The organism is Promicromonospora sp. NPDC059942 (assembly GCF_042731755.1).
Lineage (GTDB): Bacteria > Actinomycetota > Actinomycetes > Actinomycetales > Cellulomonadaceae > Promicromonospora.
Genome location: NZ_JBHWLR010000009.1, coordinates 149,653 through 176,338, shown reverse-complemented (window position 1 = coordinate 176,338; position 26,686 = coordinate 149,653). Strand labels below are relative to the sequence as shown.

21 protein-coding genes and 1 riboswitch are annotated in these 26,686 nt (G+C 73.9%); of the genes, 9 read left to right on the top strand and 12 right to left on the bottom strand.

Annotated elements, in window-relative coordinates; all coding sequences use genetic code 11:
• Positions 1 to 4: 4 nt before the first annotated feature.
• On the bottom strand, positions 5 to 1,279 hold the full coding sequence (locus tag ACFV9Q_RS16490; RefSeq protein WP_377235295.1) for a hypothetical protein: 1,275 nt from the start codon (positions 1,277 to 1,279) through the stop codon (positions 5 to 7).
• Between the two features lie 197 nt (positions 1,280 to 1,476).
• On the opposite strand from ACFV9Q_RS16490, the gene ACFV9Q_RS16485 reads away from it, so the two are divergent.
• The gene (locus ACFV9Q_RS16485; protein WP_377235294.1) at positions 1,477 to 1,749 is read left to right on the top strand and encodes a hypothetical protein; all 273 of its coding nucleotides are present in this window, start codon (positions 1,477 to 1,479) and stop codon (positions 1,747 to 1,749) included.
• Positions 1,750 to 1,752: 3 nt separating this feature from the next.
• Here ACFV9Q_RS16485 and ACFV9Q_RS16480 read toward each other — a convergent pair whose 3' ends face one another.
• Together ACFV9Q_RS16480 and ACFV9Q_RS16475 are read right to left on the bottom strand one after the other, a co-directional pair.
• Positions 1,753 to 3,027: a DUF418 domain-containing protein gene (locus ACFV9Q_RS16480; protein ID WP_377231411.1), complete on the bottom strand. Its 1,275-nt coding sequence runs from the start codon at positions 3,025 to 3,027 to the stop codon at positions 1,753 to 1,755.
• A gap of 43 nt (positions 3,028 to 3,070) precedes the next feature.
• Positions 3,071 to 5,221 carry a DEAD/DEAH box helicase gene (locus tag ACFV9Q_RS16475; protein ID WP_377235293.1) on the bottom strand — a complete coding sequence of 717 codons (2,151 nt, stop codon included), beginning with the start codon at positions 5,219 to 5,221 and terminating at the stop codon, positions 3,071 to 3,073.
• A 127-nt stretch (positions 5,222 to 5,348) separates the two neighbouring features.
• Here ACFV9Q_RS16475 and ACFV9Q_RS16470 point away from each other — a divergent pair, with 127 nt between their 5' ends.
• A complete protein-coding gene (locus ACFV9Q_RS16470; protein ID WP_377235292.1) occupies positions 5,349 to 6,041 on the top strand; it encodes a hypothetical protein in 693 nt (230 codons plus the stop codon).
• Positions 6,042 to 6,120: 79 nt separating this feature from the next.
• On the opposite strand, the gene ACFV9Q_RS16465 is transcribed toward ACFV9Q_RS16470, so the two are convergent.
• A complete protein-coding gene (locus ACFV9Q_RS16465) occupies positions 6,121 to 9,189 on the bottom strand; it encodes a hypothetical protein (protein WP_377235291.1) in 3,069 nt (1,022 codons plus the stop codon).
• 153 nt (positions 9,190 to 9,342) lie between these two features.
• On the opposite strand from ACFV9Q_RS16465, the gene ACFV9Q_RS16460 reads away from it, so the two are divergent.
• Positions 9,343 to 11,139: a RyR domain-containing protein gene (locus ACFV9Q_RS16460; protein WP_377235290.1), complete on the top strand. Its 1,797-nt coding sequence runs from the start codon at positions 9,343 to 9,345 to the stop codon at positions 11,137 to 11,139.
• 55 nt (positions 11,140 to 11,194) lie between these two features.
• Positions 11,195 to 12,364 (top strand): 1-deoxy-D-xylulose-5-phosphate reductoisomerase, encoded by a 1,170-nt coding sequence (gene dxr, locus ACFV9Q_RS16455; protein ID WP_377235289.1) that lies wholly within the window; start codon positions 11,195 to 11,197, stop codon positions 12,362 to 12,364.
• 158 nt (positions 12,365 to 12,522) lie between these two features.
• On the opposite strand, the gene thiD is transcribed toward dxr, so the two are convergent.
• The 5 genes from thiD to ACFV9Q_RS16430 form a co-directional block, all read right to left on the bottom strand.
• A complete protein-coding gene (gene thiD / locus ACFV9Q_RS16450; protein WP_377235380.1) occupies positions 12,523 to 13,404 on the bottom strand; it encodes a bifunctional hydroxymethylpyrimidine kinase/phosphomethylpyrimidine kinase in 882 nt (293 codons plus the stop codon).
• A gap of 155 nt (positions 13,405 to 13,559) precedes the next feature.
• Positions 13,560 to 14,264: a thiamine phosphate synthase gene (thiE, locus tag ACFV9Q_RS16445; RefSeq protein WP_377235288.1), complete on the bottom strand. Its 705-nt coding sequence runs from the start codon at positions 14,262 to 14,264 to the stop codon at positions 13,560 to 13,562.
• Positions 14,261 to 15,094, bottom strand: coding sequence for a hydroxyethylthiazole kinase (gene thiM, locus ACFV9Q_RS16440; RefSeq protein ID WP_377235287.1), 834 nt, complete (start codon positions 15,092 to 15,094; stop codon positions 14,261 to 14,263). The genes thiE and thiM overlap by 4 nt, the downstream gene beginning before the upstream one ends.
• A riboswitch (TPP riboswitch) is annotated at positions 15,084 to 15,181 on the bottom strand. (Overlaps the previous gene by 11 nt.)
• 54 nt (positions 15,182 to 15,235) lie before the next feature.
• On the bottom strand, positions 15,236 to 15,832 hold the full coding sequence (locus ACFV9Q_RS16435; RefSeq protein WP_377235286.1) for a GNAT family N-acetyltransferase: 597 nt from the start codon (positions 15,830 to 15,832) through the stop codon (positions 15,236 to 15,238).
• Positions 15,829 to 16,437, bottom strand: a complete 609-nt coding sequence (locus tag ACFV9Q_RS16430; RefSeq protein ID WP_377235285.1) for a TetR/AcrR family transcriptional regulator — start codon at positions 16,435 to 16,437, stop codon at positions 15,829 to 15,831. Before ACFV9Q_RS16430 ends, ACFV9Q_RS16435 begins: the two co-directional genes overlap by 4 nt.
• A 125-nt stretch (positions 16,438 to 16,562) precedes the next feature.
• Here ACFV9Q_RS16430 and ACFV9Q_RS16425 point away from each other — a divergent pair, with 125 nt between their 5' ends.
• Together ACFV9Q_RS16425 and ACFV9Q_RS16420 are read left to right on the top strand one after the other, a co-directional pair.
• Positions 16,563 to 17,594 (top strand): aldo/keto reductase, encoded by a 1,032-nt coding sequence (locus ACFV9Q_RS16425; protein WP_377235284.1) that lies wholly within the window; start codon positions 16,563 to 16,565, stop codon positions 17,592 to 17,594.
• Between the two features lie 47 nt (positions 17,595 to 17,641).
• Positions 17,642 to 18,640 (top strand): SDR family NAD(P)-dependent oxidoreductase, encoded by a 999-nt coding sequence (locus ACFV9Q_RS16420; protein ID WP_377235283.1) that lies wholly within the window; start codon positions 17,642 to 17,644, stop codon positions 18,638 to 18,640.
• Positions 18,641 to 18,830: 190 nt separating this feature from the next.
• On the opposite strand, the gene ACFV9Q_RS16415 is transcribed toward ACFV9Q_RS16420, so the two are convergent.
• Positions 18,831 to 20,276, bottom strand: coding sequence for an aspartate aminotransferase family protein (locus ACFV9Q_RS16415; protein WP_377235282.1), 1,446 nt, complete (start codon positions 20,274 to 20,276; stop codon positions 18,831 to 18,833).
• Positions 20,277 to 20,335: 59 nt separating this feature from the next.
• Positions 20,336 to 22,642: a hypothetical protein gene (locus ACFV9Q_RS16410; protein ID WP_377235281.1), complete on the bottom strand. Its 2,307-nt coding sequence runs from the start codon at positions 22,640 to 22,642 to the stop codon at positions 20,336 to 20,338.
• 138 nt (positions 22,643 to 22,780) lie between these two features.
• On the opposite strand from ACFV9Q_RS16410, the gene ACFV9Q_RS16405 reads away from it, so the two are divergent.
• From ACFV9Q_RS16405 to ACFV9Q_RS16395, 3 genes are all read left to right on the top strand, one after another.
• A complete protein-coding gene (locus tag ACFV9Q_RS16405; protein ID WP_377231873.1) occupies positions 22,781 to 24,103 on the top strand; it encodes a M50 family metallopeptidase in 1,323 nt (440 codons plus the stop codon).
• 72 nt (positions 24,104 to 24,175) lie between these two features.
• Complete coding sequence (ispG, locus tag ACFV9Q_RS16400; RefSeq protein ID WP_377231875.1) at positions 24,176 to 25,318, top strand: flavodoxin-dependent (E)-4-hydroxy-3-methylbut-2-enyl-diphosphate synthase; 1,143 nt, start codon at positions 24,176 to 24,178, stop codon at positions 25,316 to 25,318.
• A 60-nt stretch (positions 25,319 to 25,378) separates the two neighbouring features.
• A complete protein-coding gene (locus ACFV9Q_RS16395; RefSeq protein ID WP_377235280.1) occupies positions 25,379 to 26,341 on the top strand; it encodes a GNAT family N-acetyltransferase in 963 nt (320 codons plus the stop codon).
• A gap of 15 nt (positions 26,342 to 26,356) precedes the next feature.
• On the opposite strand, the gene ACFV9Q_RS16390 is transcribed toward ACFV9Q_RS16395, so the two are convergent.
• Complete coding sequence (locus ACFV9Q_RS16390) at positions 26,357 to 26,686, bottom strand: helix-turn-helix domain-containing protein (protein ID WP_377235279.1); 330 nt, start codon at positions 26,684 to 26,686, stop codon at positions 26,357 to 26,359.

Here is a 26,686-nt window from a genome sequence, read left to right as displayed (position 1 = left end):
CGGGTCAGCAGGCCGGGGCCACCGGGCCGCTCGAACCCGTGTTGACGTACGCGTCCGAGATCCAGTTGCCCGGCCCGATCCGGTTCCACACGTTGCTGGTGCCGTAGTAGCCGGTCACCGTGGTGCCGGTGGCGGTGCACTCGATCACGACGTTCGCGTGGTTCCCGGCCTGCCCGACGGCGGCGTTGCCGGTGCCGGGCCCGGATCGGACCGTGAGCGGCCCGCCGCTGGTGCGCACGACGCCCTTCGGGCCCGACCCGGTCCACAGGTAGGTGACGGTGGTCCAGGCGTTGTCGGTCAGCCCGAGGCCGTCCCAGAACGTGCCGTCCGCGAGGTCGATCCCGGCCGGGTTGGCCACCCGGCGTCCGAAGCCGTCGAGTCCACCGTTGTAACCGTCCTGGTAGGCGGCCTGCGCCTGCGGCTTGCCCTGTGGCAGATCCGCCCAGGACTGGCGCGTCCCGGACGCGTTCCAGTGGTCGTCGGTGGTGTTCCACGGGCCGACGTCCCACACCGGGGCGTACGCGCAGCGGCCCGTGCTCGCGGCGCAGACCCGCACCGAATAGCTGCCCGAGTTGTTCGACGACAGCCCGCGCCGCGACGGCAGAGCCACGAAGTGGTCACGCGAGGTGATGACGTGCCCGTTGGCGGTGGTCCCGCCCACGAGGCCCTCGCGGGTCGCGTACACGGTGTACGCCCGCTCGCCCGACGTCGGCCGGGCCTCGACCTCCTGGAGGGACCGGGACCGCTTGGTCTCGGGCGTGAGCGTCACCTCCCGCACGACCGGGCTGGCCTCGCCGTGGCCCACGAGCGTGACGCGGGTCTGCACGGTCCGCGCGGCCACCGGCAGCGGGGTGCCGGCCGGGACCCACTCGGTCCAGGAGTCAGGCCCCTCGTCGGCGTACCGGCCGCGGACGTCGACCAGCACGGAGGTGCCGGCCGGGGTCGCCGCGTCGACCTCGGCTGCGACGCCGCCGGCGGGGAAGTCGAGCTCCACCGGTTCCGCGACGAGCTGGCCGGACGCGTCACCGACCGCGGTCGAACCGGGACTGGAGCCGGTCGCCGCGCCGAGCCGTAGCCCCTCACCAGAGGCGCGCACCCCGACGTCGTCCGCGCCGACGTCGGCGAGGTCGACGGACCACGCCCGCGCGGCGTCGTCCGACCCGGACCCGGTGCCCGGGGTGCCGGCCGCGACGGCCGTGCCCGAGACGATCAGGAGGGTGCAGGTGGTGGCCGCCAGGAGCGCGGCGCGGCGTCGGGGACTGCGAACCTGGATCAGCATGTGCTGAATGTAGGCGACCAACTATTTCACCCGCGAGGGGAAACGGGTGAAATCTTGGTCGATCGGCGACCTGTCCGTCTGCCTGGCGTCCCGGCGTCGCCGGACGCACGGGACCGCCCGCGCGTGGGGCATGATCGGAGGAGCACCCAGCGGTGGCACCGGAACGGCGGTGTCCCCAGACCAGCAAGGAGAACGACGTGTCCGAGTTCCTGGCCGACAAGCCCGGCAAGTACGACCTCGACGGTGACGGCATCCCGGACGTCGAGGTCGCCGACACCGACGGCGACGGCGTGGTGGACGCCCAGTTCGAGGACTACGACGGTGACGGCGTGCCCGACGTCGAGCTGTACGACACCGACGGTGACGGCGTGCCCGATGTCGTCGTGGAGACCGTCGCCGGCACGTCGACGATCTCCGTGGACACCGACGGCGACGGCGAGGACGAGCCCGTCGACTCGTTCCCGGTCTGACCTCTAGCGGGCTGCTGCTGGCCGGCCGTACACCAGCCGGCGCAGCAGCACCTCGGCCGGGCCGCGGCGGCCCGTGCGTTCCTGCCAGACGGCGAACGCGACCGTGAGCCCCCACACGACCACGGCGTACAGCAGCATGCTCCACGAGCTGAGGTACTGGCCCAGGCCGAGGCCCCAGGCGGCCAGGACCGGCGCGCACAGCACGGACTGCAGCAGGTAGGACGTCAGCGACCGCTTGCCGACCGCCTGCACGGCGCCCGCGAACGGCCCGTCGGTGAGGAAGAGGTTGCGCGACGGCGCCCCGGTCCGCCGCTGGGCGACGCGGTGCCCGATCAGGCCGAACAGCGCGACGTAGCCCAGCCCGCCGAAGAACCCGGTGAGGAACTGCACCGGGTAGAACACCCACGCGGCGTGGTCGGGCACGTCGATCGCCCCGACGTGGTCGAGCGCGGAGGGCAGCGGCCCGAGCCAGCCGATCGTGATGCCGACGACGGCGACCCGCCGCAGCAGGGTCAGGTGCTCGCCCGGGTGCTCCAGGATGCGGCGTCGGCCGGCCCAGAACGCGAGCAGGAGCATCATCGGGACAACCAGGACGAGCAGGCCCTGGAGGAACGTGCCCAGCGTCCAGTAGGTCAGCCGCTCGCCGATCGAGGCGAGGTACGACGTCGTGGCCATCGACTCGCTCGACGGCGCGAGGTCGGCGGCGATGCTGCGGGCCGTGGGGTCGTCGGCGGGGAGCTGCGCCACGAACCACGCACCGGCCACGGCGAAGGCCGTGCCGATGGTCAGCAGGACGCCGAACACCCACGTCCACACGAGCAGCGTGCGGTCCTTGACCTGGAAGAACAGCCAGACCATGAGCAGGCCGGCCAGGCCGTAGGCCCCGAGCACGTCGCCCATCCAGAGCAGCGCGGCGTGCACGAACCCGAACGCGAGCAGCAGCCAGTTGCGCCGCTGCAGCAGCCGGCGGGCCGCCCGCTCCGGGGTGCCCGAGGAGACCTGGCGGTTGTAGAGCTGCATCATCCCGTAGCCGAACAGGAACGCGAACATCGGGTAGGTCCGCAGGTCCACGAGGACGATGACGAGAAAGTCGGCCGCCTTGTCGACGACCGACCCGTCCACCGGGTGCGACGCCCCGGCGCTCATCTCGCTGCCCCACAGGTAGTACGGCGTGTTCGCGACGGCGATCAGCAGGAGCATGAATCCCCGCGCCAGATCGGGTGCGGGCGAACGTTCGGCGGCCTGGACTGGTCCTCGGGTGAGGGCGGCGGTCGTCATGCACCCATCACAACAGCCCGAGGCCCGGTCCGCGAGGAAAGCGCTAGGCCGCGGGCTCGCCCAGGCGGGCCCGCTCCTCGTCGACGATCCGGCGTGCCACCTCGGCGTCGGCGATGTCCGGCGCCCCGGGCGTCGCGGCCACGGTGGCGCGCCCGGCGTACTCCGCGAACAGCTCGGCCTTGGTGCCGAGGATGTCCAGGAGCCGCTCGTCCACGCTGTCCTCGATGAGCAGCCGGTGCACCTGGACGGTGCGGACCTGGCCCATCCGGTGCGCGCGGGCGATGGCCTGCGCCTCCACGGTCGGCTTGACCTGCGGCTCGCACAGGATCACCACGGAGGCGGCCTGGATGTTGAGCCCGACGCCGCCGGCCTCGATCTGGCTGACGAGCACCCGGGGCTCCGCCGCCTGCGTGAACTCGTCGACCAGCTCCTGGCGACGGGCCGACGGCACGGACCCGGTGATGGGCCCGACGGCGAGCGGGCCCAGCTCGGCGAGCACCCGCTCGATCACGTCGCGGAAGTAGGAGAAGACGACCACCTTGCGCTTGTTCTCCACCGCCTCGTCGACGATCTCGCGGAGCCGTTCCAGCTTCGCCGTCGGCTCGGGGGCCTCGACGAACGCGGCCCGGCGCATGTCCGCGAACGACCGCTTGAGCACCGCCTGGCGGTAGGCGGCGCCGTCGTGCTTGCCGAACCGCTCCCACTCGTCGACCTGGACCAGCTCGGGCAGCTCGGTGAGCACGTCCTCCTGGTTGCGCCGCAGGTAGACCGTCGCGACCGACCGGCGGAAGGCCGAGGCGCCCGCGAGGCCCGCGGCCGGGTCGATGTCGTCGGCGACCTCGGGCTTGAGGTAGCCCACGAGGCTGCGGAACTCGTCCACGGTGTTCTCCATGGGCGTGCCCGACATGAACAGCACGCGCTCGGCCGCGCGGGCCCAGTCGGCGGTGCGCTCGGAGCGCTGCGCCTCGGGGTTCTTCACGTAGTGCGCCTCGTCCACGACCAGCAGGGCGGGGCGCGGCAGGTCGCCGGCCCGCAGGTGCCCGAGCTGGGGGAAGGTGGCGACGCCGACGCCGCCGTCGGCCGCCCACTCCTTGATGCCCGCCTCGCGGTCGTCGCCGTGCAGCACCCGAACCGAGAGCTCGGAGTGCGCCGCGACCTCGCGGGCCCAGTTGGCCGCGACGCTCGCGGGGCAGACCACGAGGAAGTGCGTGCTCCCCTTGGCGGCGAGGTGGGCCATCACCGCGATGGCCTGGACGGTCTTGCCCAGGCCCATCTCGTCGCCGAGGATCGTGCGCCGCTGGGCGAGCGCGTACCGGGCGCCGAACGCCTGGTAGCTGCGCAGCGAGACCTTCAGCAGCGAGGTGTCCAGGTCCTGCGCCGCGACCTCGCCCACCACGTCCTCGGGCAGGAAGCCCTCGGCGGCCGCCACGTCGATGCCCAGGTCGACCAGGTCGCCCAGCGCGGTGATGTAGGCGGCGGCCCGGGCCTCGTAGTCGCTCCAGGCCTCGGCGTCGGACGTCGCGGTCAGCACCTCGTCCAGGCGGCGCAGGTCGTCGGTGATCCCGACGGCGTCGAGGTCGTCGGCGAGCGTGCTCAGGTCGGTCAGCGCGGCGTCGGCACGGTCGGTGCGCGCACGGCCCGCGAAGAACCGCCGCACGAACGTGGTGCGCAGCGCACCGGCCTCGGCCAGGCGGGCGAGCTCCCGCACGTCGACGTCGAGCCGGTCGTTCCAGGTCTCGAAGAAGCCCTTCACGTGCAGGTAGTCGTGCAGCGCGCGCACCAGGCGGGTGGCGAGCGGGTCGGCGGGGGCGTGGTCCAGCCGGAAGGCGAGCCCGGCGTCCACGGCGTCGAAGACCTGCTGGGCCGCCGCACGCAGTGCCTCCGCGGTGCGGGCGCCGACGCCCGCGATCGCCGTGAGCTCCTCCGGGGCGGCCGCCCGCACCTGGCCGACGGTGCGGAACCCGGCCTGCTCCACCGGGCCGAGGCGCAGGCGTCCCGTGCCCACCTCACGGATCCGGTCGAGGGGCACCTCGGACAGCTCGTCCAGCACGCGGGCGTCGCGTGCCGCGCGGTAGGCCGCGCGGACGCGTGCGGGGGCGCCGCGGCGCTGGCTGAGGGTACGGGAGCCCAGGTCATGCCGGGTTCCGGCGTGCTGGAGCAGGTCGCGGGCCTCGCCGCGGGACCAGGTCTTCATGGCCGACGACGGTACCGGGCGCGGGCCGTCCGGAAGGCCCCGACGCGCGTCGTGGACCGACGTTTCTTACATACCGGACCGAATGCTCATTCTGGTAGTTTCGTCGCACCAAAAACAGGAGGAACGAGTGAGCACGGACGCACTGCCGGAGCAGGCAGAGGTGGCGCAGGCCGCCGCGACAGGGGAGCCGGCACCGGGGACGTCGCCGCAGGCGGCGTCGGCCGTCGCGGAGCCCGACGCCGGCCCGCAGCCGGCCGCAGGGGCGGCTCCGGTCGCCGGGGCAGAGCCGGCCGTCGCGCCGGCACCGGCCGCCGCGCCGGAGCAGGACGAGGCTCCCGAGCGCGAGGACAACATCGAGACGCGCACCGCCGCCCGGCTGCACCAGCTGGTGGCCTCCGGTGCGGAGAAGCTGCCCGGCGAGGCCGGCAGCACGGTGTCGCGGCTGGCCGTGGCGCTGCTGTCGTTCGGCAGCCAGGCGGCGGCCAAGGACCCGGAGAAGACGACCTCGACGCTCGTCGGCGAGGCTGTCGGCCTCTTCAAGAGCCTGGACGACGACGACCCGGGCAAGCAGCGGGTCGCCCTGGAGCACGCGCTGGAGACGGTGACGACGTCGGCGCTCGGCAGCAAGGAGCGCTCGCAGGTGCTGGAGGTCGCCGAGGAGGCGATGGGCCTGTGGTCCAAGCTCCGCGGGACGTCGTCCGACCTCGCGAAGTCCGACGCCGCCACCTCGATGCGCTCGCTCACGAGCGCGCTGCGCAAGGACGGCCGCGACGACGAGGCGGACGAGGCCGAGTCGGAGGCCAAGCGCCTGGAGTCCTGACCGGACCCCCACCTCGTTGAGTGCTGGATATTCGCGCACTTTTGTGTGCCAGAGGCGCGAATATCCAGCACTCAACGATCTAGGGGGTGCAGGTTGGGGTGGCCGTGAGGGCTACGCCCTCCGGCATGTCCGCGGCCGTCGGCTCGCGGCCCGCCATGGCGCAGGCCCGGGCGATCATCTGGTCGTCCGCGAAGGTCCACCCCGTGGTGACGCCGTGGTCCTGGACCACCAGCAGCTGACCGTCGCCCGCGTACACGTCGCTCGGTGCGACGGTGCCGCCGGGCGCGTAGAGGCGGGTCGCCAGCGCGCCGACCTTCTGGCCGGTCCCGATATCGAAGAACGCCAGCGCCGAGCCCTGGTTGCGGGCCACGAGGTCGGGCCCGGGCAGCACCGCCAGCACGTCGCCGTAGGTGCCGGTGAGGTCGAGGCTCTCGGGGGCGCCCGGCCCGGAGACCGCGCGCAGCCGCACCTTCGAGTCCAGGCCCAGCGTGACGAGCTGCTCGGGCAGCGCGGTGTCCTCGGGGCTGCTGCGCTCGCCGATCACGTGCACCTGCTCCACGCTGCTGCCGCGCACCGTCCAGACGTCGCTCTCGCCCGCGGCCGCGGCCCGCAGGTCGGCCACCCGGAGCGAGAAGTCACGGGGCGCGACGGCGACGGTGCTCCCGTCGTCGGCGACCGCCACCCGGCCCGGTTCCGCCCACTGTGACGCGAGCCGCGGCGTGCTGCCGATCGGCCCGGGCACGTACAGCGCCCGCTCCTGGAGCCCGACGTCGAGCACGTGCAGCCCGGAGCACGTGTCGACCAGCACGATGTCGTCGCGCGTGCGCCGGGCGCTCACGATCGTGGCGCAGGCCGGGTCGCCCCGGCCCAGGCCGGGCGCGACGAGGTCGCGGAACCCGGCCTCGTACCCCGCCGTCGTCCCGCCCTGGGTCCGGTAGGCGTCGCCGTCGGGGGTCACGAGCAGGAGCCGGCTCTCGTCGAGCCAGACCGGCAGCAGCGGGCGCCCCGCGTCCGGGCTGCCCGCGGGCAGGTCCACCGTGCCGAGGCCGTGGATCATGACGGTGCCGTCCGACCAGGACGCCGCGGTGCTGGCCGGCCGCGTGGGCCCGGCCCGGTACGTGGCCAGGACGGCGGTCGGCCCGCCGGTATCGGCCGCGCCGTCGCCCGTGCCCGCCGCGGCGTCGCCCGCCCCGTGCGCCGCGGCCGCGCCCGCCGCGCTCGGCAGGGGCACGTCCCCGTGGGTGCCGGCGGTGCTCCACAGCGCGATCCGGCCGTCCGACGCCGCCGCGACCCGGTCGACCCCGACCAGGACCGGCGACTGGGGCCGCTGGATGCCCGACAGGTGCCAGGTGCGGTGCACGTCGGTGCCGGCGCCGATCTCGCACGCGATCAGCCCGTCGTCGGTGGCGACCAGGGCACGTGTGGTCGCGTCGTCGATCGCCACCACCTCGGGGTTCGACCAGACGCGGGGGACCGGGCAGTCGGCCGACCGCACGGAGCCGTCCGCCGAGTGGTGCAGGGTCACAGTGGTCGCGTCGCCGTCGGTGCTCAGCGTCGCCCAGTCCCGCAGGGACGGCGACGGCACGCCGCCCTCGGGCAGCTCGACGGGCGCGGCCCCGGTCAGCTCCAGGGAGTCGAGGCTGCGGATCTCCAGGGTTCCGGCGGCGGCGTCGGCCACGGCGAGGGTGCGGCTGGAGCCGACGGCGAGCGAGGTGACCGCCAGGTCGGTCTCCGCCTTGGTGCGGAACGCCAGCCGCTGCTCGTGCGGGCGCTGCGGGCCGTCGTCGGACTCCAGGACGGCCAGGTCGCGCCCGTCGAGGTTGATGCTGCCGATCCGGTTCCGCCCCGTCTCGACGTCCTGCCACGCGATGAGCAGGGTGTCGCCGGCGGGCGTGACCGCCACCGCCGTCGTGCCCGGCAGGTCGAGGTGCGTCTGCCGGCTGGTGCTGCCGGCGGGCAGCGGCCCGAACCGGCCCACGGTCACGCCCAGGTCGTCGACCGCGGCGACCACCGAGCCGTCGGCGCTGCCGGCCACGACGGGGCCCGCGCGCCGGGGCCCGTCTCCGGGCCCGCCTTCGGACCCGCTCACCGTGCCGAAGGGGGTGCGGTCGCCCCGCAGCACCGTGGGGGCGCCGTCGTCGGGGTTCCAGCGCACCAGGTCGCCGGTCTCGGTCCGGCCGACGACGCCGGTGCCGGTCGGCGCGACGTCGGCCAGCCCGGTCTCCTCGGGCACGTCGACGGTGCGCAGCAGGTACGGGTCCGCCGGCTCGTTGGCCGTCACGGCGTTGAACAGCGCCGTCCGGGTCTGCCCGTCCCGCAGCCGCCGCACCGCCTCGACCGCCAGGAGCTGCGCCGTCGCGGGATCGTCCTGCTGCACCACGTGCGACGTCGCGCCCAGGAGGTGGGCGGCGTTGGCGTTCACCGCGTCGTTCGCGCGGTCCGCCTCCCGCTCCGCGAACGCGAACGCGCCGATGGACAGGGCGAGCATGACCCCGAGGGCCAGGTTCACCAGGCGGTTGCGCATCCCGGCCGAGCTCTGCCGGGCGATGTGGGCGCTGAGGATTTCCTCGGTGCTGACGTCGGGGCCGCGCAGCGGGGCGACCAGCTCCGCGAGCACCCCCGCCAGGTCCTGGTGGTGCCGCCAGCGCCGGCGCTGACGCAGCCTCGTCAGGTCGGTCCACTTGGGCTCGTGGTCGATCCGCTCGACCAGCGGGGCGGGCAGCGCCGTGGTGCTGATCGCGTCGATCTCGTTCGCCGTCTGGTCCCAGACGATCTTGCCGCTGGTCAGCGCCACCAGCAGGGTCTCGGGTCCCCGGTGGTCGAGCCACCAGGCGACCTCCTTGGCCACGTACTTCGAGCTCGCGGCGCCCTCCGAGGCGAGCAGGATCAGGTAGTCGGACCGTTCGAGCTTGAGCACGATGGCGTCCCACAGGCTCGGGTTGTTCGCCAGGCCGGTCCGGTCCAGAAAGATGTTCAGGTCCGGCACGTCGTCGCGCCGGTCGAAGTCGAGGAGCTGCGCGTGGAACTCGGGCGCGAACTCGCCGTCGGAGTCCCGGCTGTACGACAGGAACGCGTCGTACCCGTCGGTGCGCGGCGCCGCGTGCGCGCGCGCCGTCGGGAGCAGGGAGCGGACAATCCGGTCGGTCATCCTGCTCCCGCAGCCTTTCGTCGGCGAATGTGTGCGGACCGGGAGAAACATATCCCCCGGTGTGTAGTGTCGCCGCAGGTCATGACGCTAGTCACCTTCGTGGTGAAATGCACGGTTAGGCATGGTCGTGCGATCCGACGAGGAAGGTCTGAGATGGCACCCGAGCTGGTCGTCCCCCGCGACGGGCCCCGGCGGCTGCGCGTGCGCCGGTCCTGGGTCCGCGCCGGCTTCACGGCGCTCTTCGGCGTCGCTTTCGGCCTGGGCCTGTGGGGCTTCTGGCTCTACCGCACCTCGCCCGACTTCGAGTGGGGCACCAGCGGCTGGGACCTCGTCTACTACTCCGTCCAGCTCTTCGTGCTCGGCGCCGAGGCCACGAACCAGGGCGGAGACCTGCCCTGGCAGCTCCAGGCGGCCCGGTTCCTCGCCCCGGTCGCCACCGGCTACGCCGTCTTCGAGGCGGTCCGGTCGCTCTTCGCCGACCAGTTCGTGCTCATGCGCACCCGCCGGATGCGGGGGCACGCGATCGTCGTCGGCCGCACCCCCGCGGCGGACGTCATCGCCGAGGCGCTCGCCGCCCGCGGCGCCGTCGTCGCCCGCACCCCGACCGGGGACGACGCCGCCCTGCGCAACGCGGGCGTGTCCGGCGCCGCCGTCCTGTACGCCTGCGCGGCCGAGGACGACGAACCGGGCGTCAACGTGCTCACCGTGGCCGTGGCCAACCGTGCCCACCGGGCCGCCGACCTGCCCGGCCTGCGCCTGAACGCCCACGTCAGCGACCCGGAGCTCGCGCTCGCCCTGCAGGCCCGGCACCTGAGCCACCCGCAGCCGGGCGTCGACTTCTTCACGCTGGGCGAGCTCGTCGCCCGCTCCCTCGTCCGGCGCGACCGGGTCCTCGCGCGCGGCGCCGCTCCGCACATCTCCGTCGTCGGCCACGGCACGTTCGGCCGGGCGCTGGTCGTGGCGTTCGCGCGCCTGCGCGGCGTCGAGATCGCCAACGGCGGCGAACCGCTCACCGTGACCCTGGTCGGGCCCGGCGCCTGGGCGGCCGCCGAGGCGCTGCGCGCCCGCTGGCCCAGCGTCCGCGCGGCGTGCCGGCTCGTCCCCGTCGACACGTTCGCCGAGGTCCGCGCCGTCGGCAGCCCGCAGCGCGTCTACGTGTGCCACGACGACGACGGCGCCGCGCTCCGGGAGGCGCTGCGCGACAGCGACCTCTGGCGGGCGAGCGAGGGCGCCGTCGTGCTGCGCCTGAACCGGCTCGCCGGGCTGGGCGGGCTCTTCGGCGCGCACGACGGCGCCATCCTCGACGACCTGGCCGGCCGCCTCGACATCGTCGAGCCCGGGACGCTGCTGCGCCGGGCCACCGCACCCGGCGTCCTGGTGCACGACGACGTCTACGACCTGATGGCGGTCTCCGCCCACCTCACCTACCTCCGCAACCAGCGCGCCCGCGGCGTGGCCTGGCAGAGCACGCCGGCTATGGTCTCCTGGTCCGAGCTGTCCGAGGACCTGCGGGCCGCCAACCGCGCGCAGGTGCGCGCCATCCCCGACCGCCTGCGCCAGATGGGGTGCACCGTCGTCCCCGCGGGCAACGCCGAGCACGGCCGGATCCCGGAGCCGGTGGTCGACGCGCGGGCGGTGGACGAGCACGACCGCTGGATGGCCGAGAAGGTCGCCGCCGGCTGGACCTACGGGCCCGAGCGCGACGACGCCCGCCGGCTGCACCCCGACCTGCGGCCCTGGGCGGACCTGTCCGAGTCCGACCGGGAGAAGGACCGCGCCGCGATCCGCGGCATCCCGGTGATCCTGGCCGACTTCGGCCTGCGGGTGGTCCCGCTCGACGACGACGCCGGCTGGGAGGCCGCGGACGCCCCCGTACCCGACCCGCGGGGTGTGGTCCGCGGCTGGCGGATGTTCGGGCGCGGCCGGACGGAGCAGCCGGGCGAGTCCTGACGTCGGCCGGCCCGTTCGGGCTGACAGGCCGTTCCGGGCTGACAGGATGGGCACCATGCGAAGCGTCACCCTTCTCGGCTCCACCGGTTCCATCGGCACGCAGGCCGTCGACGTCATCGGGCGCAACCCCGACCGGTGCCGCGTGGACGCGCTGTCCGCGGGCGGCTCGGACCTGCCGCTGCTCGCCCGGCAGGCCGCCACGCTCGGCGTCCGCGCCGTCGCCGTGGCCGACGCCGCCGCGCGCCCCGCCCTGACCACCCTGCTGAGCGAGGCCGGCGCCGACGGCGTCGAGGTGCTCGCCGGACCGGACGCCGCCACCGACCTGGCCGGCCGGGGGAGCGACGTGGTGCTCAACGGCATCACCGGCTCCGTCGGTCTGCGCCCCACGCTGGCCGCGCTGGGCGCGGGCTCGACGCTGGCGCTCGCGAACAAGGAGTCGCTCGTGGTGGGCGGCGCCCTGGTCAAGGCCGCCGTGCGGCACGAGGGCCAGATCGTGCCCGTGGACTCGGAGCACTCCGCGATCGCGCAGTCGCTGCGCTCGGGCTCCTCGGCCGAGGTGCGCAGGCTCGTGGTGACCGCCAGCGGCGGGCCGTTCCGCGGCCGCTCGCGGGACGACCTGCGCGACGTGACGCCCGCCCAGGCCCTGCGGCACCCCAACTTCGCGATGGGCCGCGTGGTCACCACCAACTCCGCGACCCTGGTCAACAAGGGGCTGGAGGTCATCGAGGCGCACCTGCTGTTCGACCTGCCGTTCAGCGCCATCGACGTCGTGGTGCACCCGCAGCAGATGATCCACTCCATGGTCGAGTTCGTCGACGGCTCCACCATCGCGCAGGCCGGGCCGCCGCGGATGCTCGTGCCGATCGCGCTCGGCCTGTCGTGGCCGGACCGGCTGCCCGACGTCGACGTCGGCATCGACTGGACGCAGGCCGCGAGCTGGGAGTTCCTGCCCCTGGACGACGACGCCTTCCCCTCCGTCCGGCTGGCCCGCCAGGTGGGCGAGGCCGGCGGGACCCACCCCGCCGTCTACAACGCCGCGAACGAGGTGTGCGTGGACGCCTTCCACGACGGCACCATCGGGTTCCTCGACATCGTCGACACCGTGGCCGCCGTGGTCGAGGCGCACGGGACGACGGCGGCGGGCGACGCGGGATCGGTCGAGGGCGTGCTGGAGGCCGACGCCTGGGCCCGGGCCGAGGCGGCGGAGATCCTGAAGTCGGTGTGACCCCCCGACTGACTCGCCGGACCGACTCCGCCGAGTCAGCCAGCTGGTCGGACCAGCCGACTGACTCGCCGGGTTGGCTTCGCCGAGTCAGCCAGGTGGTCCGACCAGCCGACTGACTCGGCATCCGTTGGTCGGGCGGGTCAGTCGGGTTCGGTGGGTCAGGCGGTCGGTGGGTGGGTCGCGTGGGCGTGGTTGACAGGGCCGTGGCCCTGCCACGGGCCCGACGCCGTCCCCGTTCCGCCGACGACGAGGGCGTCCGCCGCGCGGAGCGCACCGGTCAGGTACTCCTTCGCGGCCCGGACCGCCGGCTCCCACCCGTCGTGCGCGGGGCGGAGGACGGCGCACGCGGAGCTGAGCGTGCAGCCCGTGCCGTGGGTGTTCCGCGTGGGGATCCGTGGCGCGACCAGGGCGACGACGCCGTCCCCGCCGACGCCGTCCCCGCCGACACCGTTCGGACCGAGCCCCGGGCCTGCCAGGTGGTCGACCGACTCCGCCGAGTCGAGGTGCCCGCCCTTGACCAGCGCGAACCCGGTGCCGAGTGCCCGCAGCGCCCGCGCCTGGTCGGCCGCCTCGGTGCCGTCCCGAGCCGGGTCGACGCCCAGCAGCACCGCGGCCTCGGGCAGGTTCGGCGTCACGAGGTCGGCGAGGGGGAGCAGCTCGTCGCGGAGCACCGCCTCGGTGTCGGGCGCGAGCAGCCGGTCGCCCGACGTCGCGACCATCACCGGGTCCAGCACCACGAACGGCGCGCGTCCGGTGGCCCGCAGGTCGCGCAGGGCCGCGGCGACCGCCCGGGCGACGTCGGCGTCAGTGGTCATGCCGATCTTGATCGCGTCCACGGCGACGTCGGCGAACAGCGTGTCGAGCTGCGCGCGCACCATGTCGGCGGGCACCGGGTGCACCCGCGTCACCCCGGTCGTGGACTGCGCCGTCAGCCCCGTGAGCACCGCGCAGCCGTAGCCGCCGAGCGCCGCGAAGGTCTTCAGGTCGGCCTGGATCCCGGCGCCGCCGGACGGGTCCGACCCCGCGATGGTCAGCGCCACGACGGGATGGCCGGGCGGGCGGACGCGCGGGGCGGCGGCATCGCGAGCGGCGGCCTCGGCGGGACGTGCTTCGCCGGGGCGGGCGACGTCGCCAGGACCCGCTTCGGTGGGGAGCGCAACATTCCCGACCTGCGCCGCGGCCCGTGCGGACGCGCTCACGAGACCTGTCCCGTCGTCGCCCCCGAGCGCACGCCGGAGCGATCCTCGGCCCGCGCCGCCGCCCAGGCCAGCGCGAGCTCCCGCGCCGCGGCGGCCGGGTCGGCCCGGCCGCAGACGGCGGAGACGACGGCGCTGCCGGCCGCACCGGCGTCGTGCAGCGCGTCGACGTCGTCCGCCCGCAGCCCGCCGATCGCTACGCACGGCAGCGACGCGGCGGCCGTGACGACGCCGAGCCGGGCGAAGCCGATCGCCGGCCGCGCGTCGGACTTGGTCAGGGTGGGCCGCACCGGGCCCACGCCGAGCAGGTCGACGGTGCCGGCCGGCAGCTCGCCCGCGGCCCGCGCCTCCTCGGGCGTGCTGACGCTCAGCCCGAGGTGCCGGTCCGGGCCCAGCAGCCGGCGCGCGGAGACGGGGTCGAGGTCGCGCTGGCCCACGTGGGCGCCGTCGGCGTCGATCGCGAGCGCCACGTCCACCCGGTCGTCGACCACGAGCGGTACCCCGAGCGGCCGCAGCAGGGCGACCAGCGTGCGGCCGAGGTCCACCAGCTCGCGGGTGGTCGCGCCCGGGTCGCGGAGCTGGACGGCGGTCACGCCGCCGTCGACCGCCGCGCCCACGGTGGCGACGACCCCGGCGGGGCCGCCGCACTGCTGGGTGTCGGTGACGAGGTAGACGGACGGGTCGAGGCGGACGCGGGCGCTCACGCCTCGGCCCGCGCCGGCTCGTGCCCGGTGGCGGGCTCGTTCACCAGCCCGGCGCCGAACCCGACGGCCTCGGGGTCGACGTCGAACACGCGGTCGACCAGCTCGACGGCGAAGCTGCCGGGTGTGGTCGATGTGGTGCGGTCGGCGGCGACGCAGAGCCAGGCGGTCGCGGCGGTCGCGGCGAGCAGGCGGTCCTCGGTGACGGCGGAGCACGCGGCGACCAGCGCGCCGAGCGAGCAGCCGACGCCGGTCACGCGCGTCATCAGGGACGTGCCCGCCTGGACGCGCACGACGCGCTCGCCGTCGGTGATCAGGTCGGACGCGCCGCTGACGGCGATCACGGCGCCGGAGGACCGGGCCAGGCGCAGGGCGACGTCCCGCACGCCGTCGGGCGTGTCGAGGGAGTCGACGCCCCGGCCGCCGGCGCCGCCGGCGAGCGCCTGGATCTCGGACGCGTTGCCGCGGACGACGGCGGGGCCGCGCCCGAAGAGCTCGGCAGCGAGGCGGGTGCGCAGCGGCAGCGCGCCGATGGCCACGGGGTCGAGCACCCAGGGCACGCCCGCGGCGGTGGCGCCGTCGACGGCGGCGCGCATGCCGTCGGCCTGGCCGCCCTCGACGGTGCCGAGGTTGATGAGCAGGCCCCCGGCGACGCCGGCGAGCACGGGCGCCTCCTCGGGGTCGGCGACCATGGCCGGTGCCGCGCCGGCGGCGAGCAGCACGTTGGCGGTGAAGTTGGTGACCACGACGTTGGTCACGCAGTGCACCAGGGGTGCGGTGTCGCGCACCGCGGTGACGACCGACGCGACGGCGTCGGGCAGGACGGAGCCCATGAGGCGTTCCCTTCGCTAGCACTACCTAGATCAGGTTCCACGGGTGCATCTCAGCCGGGCTGATGCCCGGCGCCCCGCGCCAAGTGGGCCCACCCTAGCCGCGGACGACGTCCGCCCGAAACCGTCGCGGCGGGCGGGGTGCTAGCTCGGGCCGGTCGCGTTCCACTCGCTCGCGAGCACGCCCATGACGACGTCGTCGTGGTAGCGGCCGGCGTGGAAGACGGCTTCCCGGCGTCGTCCCTCCACCACGAACCCGCACCGTTCGTAGGCGCGTCGCGCGTCGGTGTTGAAGCCCCAGACGCTCAGCTCGACGCGATGCAGGTTCATCTCCTGGAAGGCATACCGGAGCAGCACGCGGACGGCGTCCGACCCGTACCCGTGCCCGGTGTGCTCGGGTCCGAGGATGATGCCGAGGGTGCCCGTGCGCTGCGGAAGGGTCGCCCCGTGAAGGGTGACGTGCCCGACGAGGCGGCGGTCCTCAAGGGTCTCGACGCTGAGGCCGACCGCGCCCGGGTCGGTGTTGGCGCTCCACGCGCGGAACAGGTCGGCGGCCGTCCCGGCGGGCCGCGGGCGCACGGTGGGCTGCTGCAGCGGCTGCCACTCGGTCTCCCGCCACCACCGGTCCAGGTGCGGCAGGTCGTCCTCGGCGAGGGGGCGCAGCCGGACGGCGCGGCCGAGCAGCAGGCCGCGACCGTAGTCCCGGGCACCTTCGCTGCTGGTGAGGCCGCCCTCCGTCACGCGCGGTCGCCCCCCTGGCCTGCGGAGTCCTGGCCCGCGCCGTACCGCAGCCCGTCGACGAGCAGGTCGAGCATGCGCCGGCCGTGGTCCGGCTCCTCGTCCTCCATGGGCAGCGACAGCTTGGACACGGCGTACAGGAGGTCCTGGGGGCTGACGACGGCGCGGACGGCGCCGGCCGCGACGGCGGCGTCGAGCAGCGAGCCGAGGGCGGGGCCGAGCCGCCCGATGAAGTAGGCGGGCAGCGCGTCGAACGCCGGGTCGCCCGAGTGCAGCGCCGAGGCGAGCCCGCGCTTGGTCACCAGGAACTGGGTGTAGCGGTGGAGCCACTTCTCGAGCGCGACGACGGGCGGGTGCTCGGCGGCGAGTTTCGGCGCGGCGTCGGCGGTGGCGTCGACCTCGGCCTGGAACACGGCCTTGACCAGGTCGGACCGCTTGGGGAAGTGGCGGTAGAGCGTGCCGACGCCGACGCCGGCCAGGTCGGCGATCTCCTTGGCGGGCGCGTCGACGCCCGACGTGCCGAAGACCTGCTTGGCGGCGTCGAGCAGCGCGTCGATGTTGCGCTGCGCGTCGCGGCGCAGGGGCCGCTGCTCTGTGTGCTGGGTCACTTTTCTCCATGGTCTCTTGCTAACCGGAACGGCTTTCCATATGGTTCTGGAAGAGCGTTCCGCTTAGCTCCAGAGTACGGCACCGCGGCGACGCCCACCAGACCTCTCGACCCCAGGAGGGCCCCATGCAGTACCGCAGCCTCGGCCGGACCGGCATCAAGGTCAGCCCCTACGCGCTCGGCGCGATGATGTTCGGCGCGATCGGCAACCCGGACCACGACGAGTCGGTCAAGATCATCCACAAGGCCCTCGACGCCGGCATCAACTTCATCGACACGGCCGACGCCTACTCCCGAGGCGAGTCCGAGGAGATCGTGGGCAAGGCACTCAAGGGCCGCCGCGACGACGTCGTGCTGGCCACCAAGGTGCACCTGCCCATGAGCGACGACCCCAACCACCGCGGCAACTCGCGGCGCTGGATCATCGCCGAGGTGGAGAACTCGCTGCGCCGCCTGGGCACCGACCACATCGACCTGTACCAGATCCACCGGCCCGACCCGGACACCGACGTCGAGGACACGCTCGCCGCGCTGACCTATCTGATCAACTCCGGCAAGGTGCGGGCCATCGGCTCGTCCACCATGCCCGCCGCCGACATCGTCCAGGCGCAGTGGGTGGCCGAGCGGCGGGGCCTGGAGCGGTTCCGCACCGAGCAGCCGCCGTACTCGATCCTGAACCGCGGCATCGAGCGCGACGTCCTGCCGGTCGCCCAGCAGTACGGCATGGGCACCCTCGTGTGGAGCCCGCTCGCCGGGGGGATGCTCACCGGCAAGTACCGCAAGGGCCGCGCCAGCGACGCCCACCGGGCCCAGTTCGGGTTCGCGCACCTGCAGGACGAGCGGCGCCTCGACGTCGTCGAGCAGCTCATCCCCGTCGCGCAGGACGCCGGGATCCCGCTGAACCACCTCGCGATGGCGTTCGCGATCGCGCACCCGGGCGTCACCTCCGCGATCATCGGCCCGCGCACCATGGAGCACCTCGACAGCGCGCTCGCGGGCGCCGAGGTCAGCCTGAGCGACGAGATCCTCGACCGGATCGACGCCATCGTGCCGCCCGGCACCGACATCGGCCGCCTCGACATGGCCTACGACCCGCCGGCCATCCAGCAGCCGGCCCTGCGCCGTCGTCCGGCCGAGCAGCGCGCGGCGGCGGCCTGACGCGGCCTCTTGCCCGACCCCGCCCCACCCGTGTGAAGGGAACCGTCATGTCACATCGCCAGCACCCCCTCGGTACCGGCTTCACGGCCGCCTCCACGGTCGACGACGTCCTGGCGGGCGTCGACCTGACCGGCAGGAACATCATCGTCACGGGCGGGCACTCCGGCCTCGGCCTGGTCGCCACCCGGGCACTGGCCCGGGCCGGTGCCTCGGTCGTGGTCGCCTCGCGCGACCCGGAGCGCGCCTCTGCCGCGGTCGCGGGGATCGAACGCGTCGAGGTCGGCCGGCTGGACCTGATGGACCCGGCTTCGATCGACGGCTTCGTCGAGCGCTACCTGGGCTCCGGCCGACCGCTGCACGTGCTGATCAACAACGCCGGCTACCCGGCGCCGGCGCGGATCGAGCGGGACGCGCGCGGCTACGAGGCGCAGCTCGCCACCAACCACCTCGGGCACGTCCAGCTCACCCTGGGCCTCCACCCGGCGCTCCGGGCCGCCGACGGCGCCCGCGTGGTCACCACCACGTCCGGTGCCCAGCGGATGTCCGACATCCTGTGGGACGACCCGAACTTCACCGCCCGCGGTTACGACCCGGGGCTCGCCTACGCCCAGTCCAAGACGGCGAACGTCCTGTTCACGGTCGAGCTCGACCGGCGCTGGGCGGGCGAGGGGATCCGCGCGTACGCGCCGCACCCCGGCATCGTGCCGGCGACGTCCTTCAACCGTTCCGTGGGCGAGGCGGCGCAGCGCGCGATGCGCCTCATCGACGACGCCGGCAACCCGGTCATCGACCCCGAGCACGGCAAGAAGACACCCGAGCAGGGCGCCGCGACGATCGTGTTCGCCGCGACCAGCCCTCTCCTGGCCGACGTCGGCGGCGTGTACCTCAACAACAGCGACGTCTCGCCGCTGGACGAGGACCCGCGGCCCGTCGACCTCACGGGGGCCGACGCCGACGACGTCCCGGCCGACGTCGTGCCGCACTCGATCGACCCTGACTCGGCCCGCCGGCTGTGGGCCCTGACGGAGCGACTGCTGGCGGCGTGACGGACGCGGGCGGTCGCCGGGGCCGCGGCCGGCGCGCCCGGATCGGCCGGGGTCCGGGGCCGCAGCCGAAAGTGCGCTTCTACCCAGTCATTGGGCCCGAAAACAGGCTGTTTCCGGACGCAATGGCTGGGTAGAAGCGCACATCGCGGCCGGGCCGACCCCCGCAGCGCCGGGCGGCGCCGCACTCGCGTCACAGCCGCGTCCACGCCTCGCTCAGCACGCCCCGCAGGATCTGCTCGATCTCGTCGAACTCCGCCTGCCCGATCGTCAGCGGCGGCGCGAGCTGCACCACCGGGTCGCCCCGGTCGTCGGCGCGGCAGTACAGCCCCGCCTCGAACAGGGCCGGCGTGAGGAACCCGCGCAGCAGGCGCTCGGCCTCGTCGCCGGAGAAGGTCTCGCGCGTGGCCTTGTCCCGGACGAGCTCGATCCCGTAGAAGTACCCGGCGCCGCGCACGTCGCCCACGATCGGCAGGTCGTGCAGCCGCTCCAGGGTGGCCCGGAAGGCGGGCGCGTTCTCCTTGACCCGCCCGGTCAGGTCCTCCTCGTCGAAGAGGTCGAGGTTCGCCATCGCGACGGACGCCGAGACGGGGTGCCCGCCGAACGTGTACCCGTGCGCGAAGGTCGTCGACCCGTGGGCGAACGGCTCGAACACCCGGTCGGAGACGAGGCAGGCGCCGATCGGGGAGTAGCCCGACGCCATGCCCTTGGCGCACGTGATCATGTCCGGCACGTACCCGAAGTCGTCGCACGCGAAGATGGACCCGATCCGGCCGAACGCGCAGATCACCTCGTCGGAGACGAGCAGCACGTCGTGCCGGTCGCAGATCTCGCGCACCCGCTCGAAGTACCCGGGCGGGGGCGGGAAGCAGCCGCCGGCGTTCTGCACGGGCTCCAGGAAGACGGCCGCCACCGAGTCGGGCCCCTCCGCCTCGATGAGCGCCTCGATCTGGTCGGCGGCCCACCGGCCGAACGCCTTCGGGTCGTCGCGCAGGTCCTCGGACGCCCGGTAGATGTTGGTGTTCGGCACCTTGAACGCGCCCGGGACGAGGGGCTCGAACGGCTCCTTGAGCCCCGGCAGGCCCGTCACGGACAGGGCTCCGTGCGTGGTGCCGTGGTACGCGATGGTCCGCGAGATCACCTTGTACTTGCCCGGCCTGCCCTGGAGCTTCCAGTACTGCTTGGCCAGCTTGAACGCCGTCTCCACGGCCTCGGAGCCGCCGGTGGTGAAGAACACGCGGTTCAGGTCGCCCGGCGCGAGGTCGGCCAGCCGCTCGGCCAGGTCGATGGCCGGCGGGTGCGCGAACGACCACAGCGGGAAGAAGGCGAGCTCGCCCGCCTGCCGGGCCGCGGCCTCGGCGAGCACCCGGCGGCCGTGCCCGGCCTGGACCACGAACAGGCCCGAGAGCCCGTCGATGTACCGGCGGCCGGCCGCGTCCCAGACGTGATGGCCCTCGCCGCGAACCAGCGTGGGCACCCCGGCGTCCCAGGCGGACTGCCGCGTGAAGTGCCCCCAGAGGTGCCGCCGGGCGGCGTCGTCCCGCGGCGTACCGCGCGGCGTGAGATTGGCGCCGCCGGGCGCGTCCCCGGGCGCGTCCCCGGGCGCGTTCCCAGGCGCGGACACAGAGCTTCCGGTCATCGTCGTCCCCCGTCGTCGTGCGGCGTCGCGGCTGACCCGACCAGGCTAAGCCGGGCCGCTCACCGGCGGCTCGTCCAGTTGAACACCGCCCACCCCGTCACCAGCGCCCCCACGGTGACCAGCGCGGTCGCCGTGACCGCCTGGATCGGGCCGATCAGCGACGCGTCCAGCGCCACCTGGACGGTGCCGATCAGGGCGTACACGCCGGCGAACACGGTGATCGCCGACAGCGTGCCGTCCATCAGCCGACGCCGGGACCGCTCGCGCCTGACCTCGGCCGCGCGCTCGCGGTCGCCGTGCAGCCGTTCGAGCGCCGCGAGCCGGGCCGCGATGGGCTCCTGGAGCAGCTCGCGCAGCCGCTCGGTGACGACGGCGGCCTGCTGCTCGAACCGGGACGCGTGCAGGAGCTGGTTGAGCATCCGCGACTCCAGCGCGGAGGCGAGGAACGTGGGGGAGGTGACGGTGGTCAGGGTGGTGCGGACCTCCGAGGCGAACTCGTGCAGCCGCAGCTGCTCGCGCGTGAGCCGCTCCTTGCGGTCGGCGAGGTCGGCGCCGTTGTTCACGTCGTGGTCGGCGAGCATGGTCGCGACGATGCGCAGGTGGTCCGCCAGCGTGGCGTTCCAGGCGCTGAACAGCCCGTTGAGGCTGGCCACGAACTCGGCGAGCGAGCCGTACTGGGAGATCTTGAAGTGTGCCGTGCCGACCAGCGCGACGGTGGTCGAGTTGGTGGCCACGGCAACGACGTCGCCCAGGTGCCGCACCCCCTCCAGCAGCACGGGGTTGCGCTGGCGCAGGGTCCAGTCGCACAGCGTGGCCGTGCCGTAGGACACGGGCTGCAGCAGCACCTGCGAGCCGAACGCGGCCAGCATCTCGTCGCCCATGTTGACCGGCGTCCGGCGTTCCGGGGGCGCGGCCGGGCCGCGGCCCCGGCTCGCCTCGTAGACCGTGGTGACCACGTGGGCCCGCCCCTGGGCGATCTCGGTCCCCTTGCGGACCAGGTCCGCGGTCGCGCGCTGGAGCAGGTCGGCCAGGTCGAAGAGGCGTTCCGGCGGCAGGGCGCCGCCGGGGTCGACGTCGACGGGCGAGCCGTCCAGCGCGATCCACCGCACCCGGATGTCGGCGTGCAGGTTGGACAGGCGGAACCGGGCGTCACGGACCTGCTGCGGCGACTGGTCGCGCGACGAGTAGCGGAACCGCACGTAGTGGTTGCCGAACTCGGTGAACCGCACGTCGCAGGACAGCTCCGCGATGAACGTCCCGTCCGGCTGCTCCAGGCGCACGTTCGGCATCGACAGGGACGCCCCGCCGTACGGGCGGGCGGCCCGGTCGACGCTCGCCCAGACGTCGTCCATCTTGAGGCGGCCGCGCACGGCGAAGGCCTGGACGCCGAGCAGCTCCGGGTGCTCGTCCCGGTGCGCGAGGCGGCGGATGGCGGTGACCGCCGCGGCCGGCCGCACGTCCCGCAGCCCGAACGGGTAGATGTAGACGGTCCGCAGCCGGTCGAGCGTGAGCCAGGTCGAGTCGAGGTTCCGGTACAGCTCGGTCAGGTGCATCCGGTAGGAGCGCAGCTCGCTGGCCAGGATGTAGTTGAGGTGCCGGTCGGTCTCGGCGGCGCGCAGGCCGTCCAGCGCGGGGCCCAGCCGGGCGGGTTCCCCGGCCATGGCCGCGGACGCCGCCCGCGCGGCCTCGGCCAGGGCGCGGAAGTACCGGACGCGGGTCACGGCCTGGGGCACCAGGGCACGGCGGAACGGCGAGGTCGGGTCGGGGATCGCCCGCGCGGCCTGCAGCAGCTCCCCGCACCGTTCGCCGGCCCGCCCCGCGGCGTCGGCCACGCGGAGCAGGTCGCCAGCGCTGCGCGCGGCCGCCGTGTGCATCTGGGTGATCAGCGTGCGCAGCAGCACGGCGACGGCGTCGCCCTCGGCCCGGCAGACGTCGTCCGGCGCATCGTCGCGGCAGGTTTCCCAGGTCTCGACGAAGGCCCGCAGCGGCACGATGATGCGGCCGTGCCGGAAGGTGTACTGCAGGGCGTCGCTCGCCTGCGACCACAGGTACACGCCGAGCAGCGCGGCGGCTCTTGGCCGGGCGACGACGGCGCGCAGCGCTGCGGCGGTCTCGGGGCCGCGCGGGTCGCCGGGCACGGGATGACGGCGGTTGGGCGCGTCGCCGTCGTCGCCCATGTTCCAGCGCGAGGCCGCCCAGATCGCGCTGACGTCCACGCCGATCTCGCGCAGCTGCCGCGCCACCCGGGAGTCGCCGTCGGCCGCGGACCAGGCCTCGGTCTGGAACATCGAGGTCAGGCTCTCCGCGAGGGAGGACGGGCCGTGCGCGTGCAGCTCCCGGAACCCAGGGACGGACGAAACCGACATGCCCACAGGTTAATGATCAGTAACCAATGTTTCAACGAATCACCATGTGGGCGGCACGGGGTGAACGTCGGGTGGCCGTCCCGGGGGGAGCCGTGCGCTCCCTGCCGGGCTGTCAGTAACGTGTCGTAGTCTCGGTCCGTGAGCATCGTTCCGCACATCATCGGTGTGCTCGTCCTGCTGGTGGGCGTCCTCGTCTCGGTCGGTCTGCACGAGCTGGGGCACATGATCCCGGCCAAGAAGTTCGGCGTGCGCGTGAGCCAGTACATGGTGGGTTTCGGACCCACCCTGTGGTCGCGCACCAAGGGCGAGACGGAGTACGGCATCAAGGCGATCCCGCTCGGCGGGTTCGTGCGCCTCGTCGGCATGATGCCGCCCGCCCCCGCCGGCACCAAGCGGGGCAAGGGCTTCTGGAACGAGCTCGTCGCCGACGCGCGTGACGCGTCGGTCGCGGAGGTGCGGCCCGGCGAGGAGCACCGCGCCTTCTACAACCTCTCGACGCCCAAGAAGCTCGTCGTCATGTTCGGCGGGCCGTTCATGAACCTCGTGATCGCCACGTTCCTCATGGCGATCATCCTGATCGGGTACGGCCTGCCTGCCGTCTCCACGACCGTCGCGCAGCTCTCCGAGTGCGTCCCCGCCTCCGCGACGTCCACCGCCACGGGCGACGACTGCGAGGGGCAGCCCGCCGCCCCCGCCGCCGCGGCCGGGCTGCAGCCCGGCGACGAGGTCGTCTCCTTCGGCGGCACCGAGGTGACGGGCTGGCAGCAGCTGGTCGGCCTCATCAACGACTCCGCGGGGCAGGAGTCCGACGTCGTCGTGCTGCGCGACGGCGAGCGCGTCACGCTCGAGGTCACCCCCGCCCCCACCGAGCGCCCGGTCGTGGACGAGCAGGGCGTCGCGGTGGTCGGCGCCGACGGCGAGCCGGTCGTCGAGCCCGGCGGTTTCGTGGGCTTCTCCCCGCTCCAGGTCCGCGAGCGTCAGCCCCTGTCCCGCGTGCTGCCCGAGGTGGGCAACATGACCTGGCAGACGGCGACCATGGTGGCGACCCTGCCGGTCCGCGTGGCCGACGCCGCCACCCAGGCGTTCACGGACGAGGAGCGCTCGCAGGACTCGGTCCAGTCGATGGTGGGCGTGGCCCGGATCAGCGGCGAGATCATGGCGCTCGACGAGGCGATCCTCGACCGCGTGATGATCTACCTGAGCCTTCTCGCGAGCCTCAACATCGCGCTGTTCGTCTTCAACCTCATCCCGCTGCTGCCGCTCGACGGCGGGCACCTGGTCAACGCCCTCTACGAGGGCGGCAAGCGCACGGTCGCCCGGGTGCGCGGGGCGGCCGTCCTGCCCGGCCCGGCCGACGTCGCGCGCATGACTCCCGTGGCGTACGTGGTCTTCCTGATCCTCCTCGGGGTGGGCGGCGTCCTCGTCGTGGCCGACCTGGTGGATCCCGTGCGGATCACGTGATGCCAGACACCAAGTGCGTTTTGCACCTTCTGAAGCGTGGATACTGATCCTGTGACCGCAATCAGCCTCGGCATGCCAGCAGCACCCCCGCCGGTCCTCGCCCCTCGCCGCAAGACCCGCAAGATCAAGGTCGGCAAGGTGGAGGTGGGCGGTGACGCTCCCATCAGCGTGCAGTCCATGACCACCACGCCCACCACCGACATCAACGCGACCCTCCAGCAGATCGCGGAGCTCACGACGGCGGGCTGCGACATCGTGCGCGTCGCCGTGCCGACCTCCGACGACGCCGAGGCGCTGCCGATCATCGCGAAGAAGTCCCAGATCCCCGTGATCGCGGACATCCACTTCCAGCCCAAGTACGTCTTCCAGGCGATCGACGCCGGCTGTGCCGCCGTCCGCGTCAACCCGGGCAACATCCGCAAGTTCGACGACCAGGTCAAGCAGATCGCGCAGGCCGCGAAGGACGCCGGCATCTCGATCCGCATCGGCGTCAACGCGGGCTCGCTCGACAAGCGCATCCTGGAGAAGTACGGGAAGGCCACCCCGGAGGCCCTCGTGGAGTCCGCCGTGTGGGAGGCCAGCCTCTTCGAGGAGCACGACTTCCACGACTTCAAGATCTCGGTCAAGCACAACGACCCCGTCGTGATGGTGCGCGCCTACGAGCTGCTCTCCGAGCGGGGCGACTGGCCGCTGCACCTCGGCGTCACCGAGGCCGGCCCGGCGTTCCAGGGCACCATCAAGTCGGCCACCGCGTTCGGCGCCCTGCTCAGCAAGGGCATCGGCGACACGATCCGCGTCTCCCTCTCGGCCCCGCCGGTCGAGGAGGTCAAGGTCGGCAACCAGATCCTGCAGGCCCTGAACCTGCGCCCCCGTAAGCTCGAGATCGTGTCGTGCCCGTCGTGCGGCCGCGCCCAGGTGGACGTGTACACGCTCGCCGAGAAGGTCACGGCAGGCCTGGAGGGCATGACCGTCCCGCTGCGCGTCGCCGTCATGGGCTGCGTCGTCAACGGCCCGGGCGAGGCCCGCGAGGCCGACCTCGGCGTGGCGTCGGGCAACGGCAAGGGCCAGATCTTCGTCAAGGGCGAGGTCATCAAGACCGTTCCCGAGGCGATGATCGTCGAGACCCTCATCGAAGAGGCGATGCGGATCGCGGACGAGATGCCCACGCCGGAGAATGAGGCACAGGCCGGTTCGCCGGTCGTCTCGGTCGGCTGAGCCGGAGCAGGACCTCGGACTCGGGCGATACTGAAGGGTCGGACTCGAACGGAGCAAGGCATGGCTCGGTGGCGCACCCCGGTTCCGGCCGGGGCGCGCCCTGACGGGCCGTTCGAACCGGGCGAACAGGACATTCGCGCGCAGCTTGACCGCGGCGAGGTCCTCGCCCGGGCCCTGACCCGCGCGGACCTGGCGGCGGCGCTCGCGGTCTGTGCCGTCGACCCCGTCGCCTCGGTGCTCGCCACCGCGCGCCTGGAGATCGCGGCGCGGTCCGGGTTCGGTGCCGCCGCGGGCCAGGCGTGGGGGTTCCCCGCCGTCGGCCCGCTCGAGGCGGTGTGCTGGTCCGGCGCCAACCTGGTGCCCGTGGTCCCGATCACCGACCCTGCCCGGCGCACCGAGGCGATCGCCGCCTTCACGGCGGTCGCCCGCGTGTACGGACGCCGGTCGTCGTCGATCGTGGGGGAGCAGCGGGCCGCGCTCGCGCTCTGGGAGCGGCTGTCCCCGCACTGGCCGCCGGCCCGGGACATCCGCGCCGACCAGCCGTCGATGGCCATCGGTATTGCGCCCTCGGTGCCGCCCGAGCCCACGGTCCGCCGCTCGGTCCTGGCCGAGCTGGACCTCGTGCTGCCCGCCTGCGTGCGCATGTTCACCGAGGAGGTCGGCTACTCGCCGATAGCCTCCGGCGGCTCCGCCTACGCGGAGCGCGTGAAGTCGCTCATCGCGGAGGGGCGGTCGTTCGTCCGCCTCGTGCCCGACGGCGCCGGCCGGCCCGCCGTGGGCTTCAAGGCCGAGCTCGGCGCGGTGGCCGGCGGGGTGGCCCAGGTGCAGGGCGTCTGGGTGGAGCCTGCGTTCCGCGGCCGCGGCTGGTCGGAGTCGGGCATGGCCGCGGTGGTCGACGCAACCCGCGCGTCGGTCGCGCCGGTCGTCTCGCTCTACGTGAACGCCTACAACGAGCGGGCTATAGCGGCCTACCGGCGGGTCGGCTTCGAGCAGGTGGGCACCTTCGCGACCGTCCTGTTCTGACCGGGCGGCCGGCACTCAACCTGCATCGACGACCGGACCCTGCTCGCCGTCGCCGACCGCGATCGTGAGGTGCATGCCCAGCGCTCGGGCCAGCCGGTCGAGCGTCGGGATCGAGGGCATGCCGCCGCCGTTCTCCAGGCGGGCGATCACGCTCTGGTGGGTACCCATCCGTCGGGCGAGCTCGGCCTGGGTGATGCCTACCGCCGTCCGCGCGTCGTAGACGAGTGTTGCCAGCTCGTGTGCGAGCGCGGCCTCGTCGTAGGCCTTCTTGTAGGTCTCCCGCTCGGCCGGCGTCATCTGCTCGGTGCGGTTGGTGCGCAGCTCGTTCCAGGTGCGATGTGCCAT

Excerpts from the sequence above, each read along its gene's own strand:
- ACFV9Q_RS16490 (WP_377235295.1), bottom strand. The coding sequence starts at position 1,279 with ATGCTGATCCAGGTTCGCAGTCCCCGACGCCGCGCCGCGCTCCTGGCG.
- ACFV9Q_RS16480 (WP_377231411.1), bottom strand. The coding sequence starts at position 3,027 with ATGACGACCGCCGCCCTCACCCGAGGACCAGTCCAGGCCGCCGAACGT.
- ACFV9Q_RS16475 (WP_377235293.1), bottom strand. The coding sequence starts at position 5,221 with ATGAAGACCTGGTCCCGCGGCGAGGCCCGCGACCTGCTCCAGCACGCC.
- ACFV9Q_RS16465 (WP_377235291.1), bottom strand. The coding sequence starts at position 9,189 with ATGACCGACCGGATTGTCCGCTCCCTGCTCCCGACGGCGCGCGCGCAC.
- ACFV9Q_RS16460 (WP_377235290.1), top strand. The coding sequence starts at position 9,343 with ATGGCACCCGAGCTGGTCGTCCCCCGCGACGGGCCCCGGCGGCTGCGC.
- dxr (WP_377235289.1), top strand. The coding sequence starts at position 11,195 with ATGCGAAGCGTCACCCTTCTCGGCTCCACCGGTTCCATCGGCACGCAG.
- thiM (WP_377235287.1), bottom strand. The coding sequence starts at position 15,094 with ATGGGCTCCGTCCTGCCCGACGCCGTCGCGTCGGTCGTCACCGCGGTG.
- ACFV9Q_RS16425 (WP_377235284.1), top strand. The coding sequence starts at position 16,563 with ATGCAGTACCGCAGCCTCGGCCGGACCGGCATCAAGGTCAGCCCCTAC.
- ACFV9Q_RS16420 (WP_377235283.1), top strand. The coding sequence starts at position 17,642 with ATGTCACATCGCCAGCACCCCCTCGGTACCGGCTTCACGGCCGCCTCC.
- ACFV9Q_RS16415 (WP_377235282.1), bottom strand. The coding sequence starts at position 20,276 with ATGACCGGAAGCTCTGTGTCCGCGCCTGGGAACGCGCCCGGGGACGCG.
- ACFV9Q_RS16410 (WP_377235281.1), bottom strand. The coding sequence starts at position 22,642 with ATGTCGGTTTCGTCCGTCCCTGGGTTCCGGGAGCTGCACGCGCACGGC.
- ispG (WP_377231875.1), top strand. The coding sequence starts at position 24,176 with ATGCCAGCAGCACCCCCGCCGGTCCTCGCCCCTCGCCGCAAGACCCGC.
- ACFV9Q_RS16395 (WP_377235280.1), top strand. The coding sequence starts at position 25,379 with ATGGCTCGGTGGCGCACCCCGGTTCCGGCCGGGGCGCGCCCTGACGGG.
- ACFV9Q_RS16390 (WP_377235279.1), bottom strand. The coding sequence starts at position 26,686 with ATGGCACATCGCACCTGGAACGAGCTGCGCACCAACCGCACCGAGCAG.